Origin of the sequence: Elioraea sp. (assembly GCF_051860475.1) — a bacterium.
Classification (GTDB): domain Bacteria; phylum Pseudomonadota; class Alphaproteobacteria; order Acetobacterales; family Acetobacteraceae; genus Elioraea.
Genome location: NZ_JBHYDW010000229.1, coordinates 1 through 4,089, shown reverse-complemented (window position 1 = coordinate 4,089; position 4,089 = coordinate 1). Strand labels below are relative to the sequence as shown.

Here is a 4,089-nt window from a genome sequence, read left to right as displayed (position 1 = left end):
TGGGCAACGCGACCATCACGCCGGAGATGCACGAGGCCGGCTCGATCTTCCGCACGCAGTTCCGGCTTGCCTCGCTCGATCCGCTGCGGGCGCGCTCGCTGATCCGCCTGCCCGGCAGCACCGGCGACAGCGTCACCGAGCACCAGGCAGCGGCGCGCCAGCGCGTCGCCCGCGCGCTGGCGGCCCTGGGCGGCGCCGGCAGTCCGGCCGGCTCCTGCGTGTGGCACGTGGTCGGCTGCGAGACCTCGGTGCGCGAGTGGGCGATGCGCCAGGGATGGGGCGGCAGGTCCGTCCCGACCTCGCAGGCGCAGGGCATGCTGGTCGCCGCACTCGCCGTGCTCGCAGCGCATTACGGTCTGATGCGACGCATCGAGCGTCGCGCCTGCTGACAACGCCGATGCGCTCGGCTATGACGCGCGCCCCCGAAACGGAGAATCGAGCGTATGTCGAAGCAGTTCCTCACCGACGTGATCGTCGAGACGACCGAGATGCCAAAGGCCACGGCCGGGCACCTCGCCGATGCCATCATCACGGCGATCACCGACGAGATCGTCACGAGCGGCCGGTTCACCATTCCCGGCTTCGGTGCGTTCGTGGTGCGCGAGACGCCGAAGGGGACGCGGCGCAATCCGCGCACGGGCGAGAAGGTGCAGGTGAAGGCGGGCGCGACGGTTCGGTTCAAGGCGAGCCCGGCGTTGAAGGCCGCGGCACTCGCCGGCGCGAAGAAGGCGAAGCGCAAGGCGGCGAAGGGCTGAGTCGACGTCGGGCGTCGTCAGCGTGGCGACGCCTGATCATCCTTCGCGGGCGTAGAGGAACGCGCTCGTGCGAAAGAATGTCGTGTTGTCGAGTGAAACTCACATCGCGTACCCTTTCGATACTCGGTGAAGATGCGCCTGCGGGCGCGCGGATCGGGTGCGGAACTCGGGTGAGCGTAGTCCCGCGTGTTGGAGCGGAAACGAGCCACTCGCGGAAAGCCGCAGAAACCTTGGACACTTCGGAGCATGGAACGAACGGCGAGAGACGATAGCGCAACGGACGGCTCGGTAAGCCGCAGAAAACATGGTTCCTTCTGGCGCCGTTCCTTATGCCGGGGGCGGGCGCGCTGGACCGGCCTAGCGCCAGACCGAAAACAAGGTTGCCAGTTGCCAGATCCCGCTCCGCGGTCCCGCGAAAGTCCGCAGATTTCTTGAGTTTCCTGCGGGCCGGCTCTGGCAACCAACCGAGCCCAGGTTGCCAGGCACGGGTGCCGGGGGATCGGTCCGGCGACAAAGTTGCCAGCCAGTGTTGCCAGGGCGGCTGACACAGGTCAGCTATCTCGCCATCGTCTTCTGTCGCCCCGCGCTGTCACGCAGAGAGATGATCCGGCGCCAGCCGTGCGAGGCGACACGCTGACCCCGAGAGCCGGCTACGATGTGAGACTCAACGAGACCGCCGCCGCCCGAGTGGGCGGCGGCCTTGTTGCGTTGAGAGGCACGCTATCTGGCCGGCTTGTCCGTCAGGTCGGCGCTGCCGACACGCTTGCCGCTGGCGTCATGCGGTCAGGGCGCCCGGGGATTTCATTGTGCGGCCCGACGGGGCTGTCAGCGCGGGAAGCGGCGATCCAACTCGCGCGATGCGAGACGCCAAGCGGTGGCACGGTCGGTGGTGATCTCGCCGAGAATGGCGGTCGCGACGTGCTCGATCGTGCGGTCGTCGCTCAGGCGGAGCCTGAGCGCCTCGTCCATCGCCGCCGCCAGGATGCCGTCCTCCGCGGGCGTCAGGGTGAAGTCCGTCATGGCCATCTCCATCGTCGTGACGGGACGACCATTCGCGCTGGTGCGGCGCACAGCCAAGTTGAGTGCGCGATCATAACAGTGCGTTCTCGCCGAACGCAGCACCGCCGCCCGTGGTGCGCGGGCGGCGGCGTGGGTGCGGACGATCAGGCCTCGGTTGGGTTGAACACGAACTCCGCCTGACCGACGCGGGTGCCGTCGCTGTCGTGCAGCGGGCGCAGCCAGGCGCCGGCGAAGCGGTGTTGGTCGAGGTCGTCGGCGAGGCGGCGCAGGATGCGGCCGATCTCCGCGGTCGGGCAGTTCTGGAACGCCGGCCCGCTGGTGCCCATGCGCAGGACGAACTGGCTCATCGTCCGCTACCTCATCCGTCTCCGCTGTTGCCGCCGCACTCGCCGTCGCGCTGCTCCGCCCCTCGCATGACCTGCTGCTCTTACCGCCGCCGCTCGATGCCGGACTGACGGCCTACGTGGCTGTGGTCGCGGCCCGGTCGGTACTAGCACGCGACCCTGCAATCGTGGCCCATGCGCGGCGGGTCAGGGGCGTCTCCACCGGCGACACACTGCGGACCCCGCGTGTTGGACATGGCCTGCCCGACAGCCGCGCCGCCACCTGGACCGTGGTGCGCATTCCACCCTGGAAGCACGTGGTCGTGCTGGAGGCCTTGGTGGTGGCGATCGGCGCGCTGACGGTTTGGGACGGGCTGGCGGTTCTAGCCGGGTGGTAACGGCCGGCGGGACATTCCCCCGTCAGAGCTCTGGGCAGGAATTTTTCGCTCAGACTGCGAGTATCGAAGAACTCTTTTCTGCGATCCCGGTCTTCGTTGTCGGCGAAAGAAAAATCATCCTATATCCCTTGCTATATCCCGTGATCGGAGAGCGCCCGCCATGTCCTGCTGCACCACGCTTGCCCCGCCCGAGCAGCCGCTCCGCCACCTCGATCGCCGCACCGCGCTCGCGGGTATCGCCGGCGCAGTCACGCTCGCGGGCCGCGCGCAGGCGCAGGGGCTGACGCAGCTCCGCCTCGCCTTCTGCGGCCAGCTCCTCTGCGTCGTGCCCTACGAGGTGACGCGCGCGCGCGGCCATTTTCGCGCCGAGGGGCTGGAGGTCGAGCTCGTCTACACGCGCGGCGGCAACCAGGCGATGCAGGCATTAGTCGGCGGCGCGGTCGACTACGCCGGCACCTCGTTCGACGTCGCGCTGCAGGCCTTCGCCAACGGCGCGCCGATCCGCCGCTTCGCGTCCACCGGGCGGCTGCCGCTGTTCGCGCTCGCGAGCGCGCCGGGCCGGGCGGAGACGATCCGCGACATCGCCGCCCTCGACGGGCGAACGATCGGCATCTCCGGTCTTGGGAATGCCGACCACGTGCTCGCCCTCTATCTGATGAAGCGCGCCGGGCTCGATCCGTCGCGCGCGCGGTTCGCTGCCCTCGGCACCAATCTCTACGAGGCGCTGCGGCGCGGCCAAGTGGATGCCGCGATGGTGCAGGAGCCGGCGCTGACACTGGTGCAGGAGGCAGGCGGGCGCGTGATCTTCAATGCCATGGACATCGCCGATGCGACGCGCGTGCTGGGGGGCGCCTTCGAGTTCATGGGGGTCGCTGTGCGCGCGCCCGAGCGCGACCGCCGGCTCGACGAGATGCGCCGGCTGTCGCGTGCCCTCGCCGCTGGCCTGCGCGACACGCGCACGATCCCGATCGAGGAGGTCGTCGCCGCATTGCCGCGCGAGCTGATCGCCGGCGGCGATTGGGGGCGGCTCGGCGTGATCCTCGAGCGCTACCGCGAGTCGCTCTATCCGGACGACGTGCGGATCGTTCCAGAGGCCGCCGCCCGCGTCGAGAACGCCCAGCGCGAGGCCGGCGTGCTGACGCGCGCGGTCGATCTCTCGGTGCTGCTCGACCGCGCGGTGCTGGAGGGCTGAGACCTTGCTTCATGTGCGACGACTGACGCTGGGCTATGGCGGCCCGGAGCCGGTGCTGGCCGATCTCGACCTCAGCCTCGCCGACGGCGAGTTCGCCGCGCTGGTCGGGCCCTCGGGCTCCGGCAAGACCTCGGTGCTGCGCGCGGTCACCGGCTTGCAGCGGGCCGAGGCCGGGGTGATCGATCTCGGCGTGCCGCGGAGTGAGGTCGGCTTCCTGTTCCAGGACGACGCGCTGCTGCCCTGGCGCACGGCGCGGCAGAACGTTGCGCTGGGCCTGCGCATCCACGGCATGGCGAAGGAGCGCGCGCTCGCCGAGGCGGAGGCGTGGCTGGACCGGCTCGGGCTTGCGGGGTTCGGCGCGCGCTTTCCGCGCCAGCTCTCGGGCGGGCAGCGCAAGCGGG

7 protein-coding genes are annotated in these 4,089 nt (G+C 70.0%); 5 read left to right on the top strand and 2 right to left on the bottom strand.

Features of this window, described 5'->3' with window-relative positions:
- Both ACTIFU_RS22750 and ACTIFU_RS22745 read left to right on the top strand, forming a co-directional pair.
- The coding region (locus ACTIFU_RS22750; protein WP_439580608.1) for a DUF6456 domain-containing protein at window positions 1-389 on the top strand (389 nt) is incomplete at its 5' end.
- 54 nt (window positions 390-443) lie between these two features.
- Window positions 444-755, top strand: a complete 312-nt coding sequence (locus tag ACTIFU_RS22745) for an HU family DNA-binding protein (RefSeq protein WP_439580607.1) — start codon at window positions 444-446, stop codon at window positions 753-755.
- Window positions 756-1,580: 825 nt separating this feature from the next.
- Here the strand turns inward: ACTIFU_RS22745 and ACTIFU_RS22740 are convergent.
- Together ACTIFU_RS22740 and ACTIFU_RS22735 are read right to left on the bottom strand one after the other, a co-directional pair.
- Window positions 1,581-1,775 carry a hypothetical protein gene (locus tag ACTIFU_RS22740; RefSeq protein ID WP_439580606.1) on the bottom strand — a complete coding sequence of 65 codons (195 nt, stop codon included), beginning with the start codon at window positions 1,773-1,775 and terminating at the stop codon, window positions 1,581-1,583.
- A 143-nt stretch (window positions 1,776-1,918) separates the two neighbouring features.
- Entirely contained in the window at window positions 1,919-2,122 is a 204-nt protein-coding gene (locus ACTIFU_RS22735) for a hypothetical protein (protein WP_439580605.1), read from the bottom strand.
- 116 nt (window positions 2,123-2,238) lie between these two features.
- On the opposite strand from ACTIFU_RS22735, the gene ACTIFU_RS22730 reads away from it, so the two are divergent.
- The 3 genes from ACTIFU_RS22730 to ACTIFU_RS22720 form a co-directional block, all read left to right on the top strand.
- Window positions 2,239-2,496 (top strand): hypothetical protein, encoded by a 258-nt coding sequence (locus tag ACTIFU_RS22730; protein WP_439580604.1) that lies wholly within the window; start codon window positions 2,239-2,241, stop codon window positions 2,494-2,496.
- 160 nt (window positions 2,497-2,656) lie between these two features.
- Window positions 2,657-3,688 (top strand): ABC transporter substrate-binding protein, encoded by a 1,032-nt coding sequence (locus tag ACTIFU_RS22725; protein WP_439580603.1) that lies wholly within the window; start codon window positions 2,657-2,659, stop codon window positions 3,686-3,688.
- A 13-nt stretch (window positions 3,689-3,701) separates the two neighbouring features.
- Window positions 3,702-4,089, top strand: a 388-nt coding sequence (locus tag ACTIFU_RS22720) for an ATP-binding cassette domain-containing protein (RefSeq protein WP_439580602.1), incomplete at its 3' end; no start/stop codon positions are given.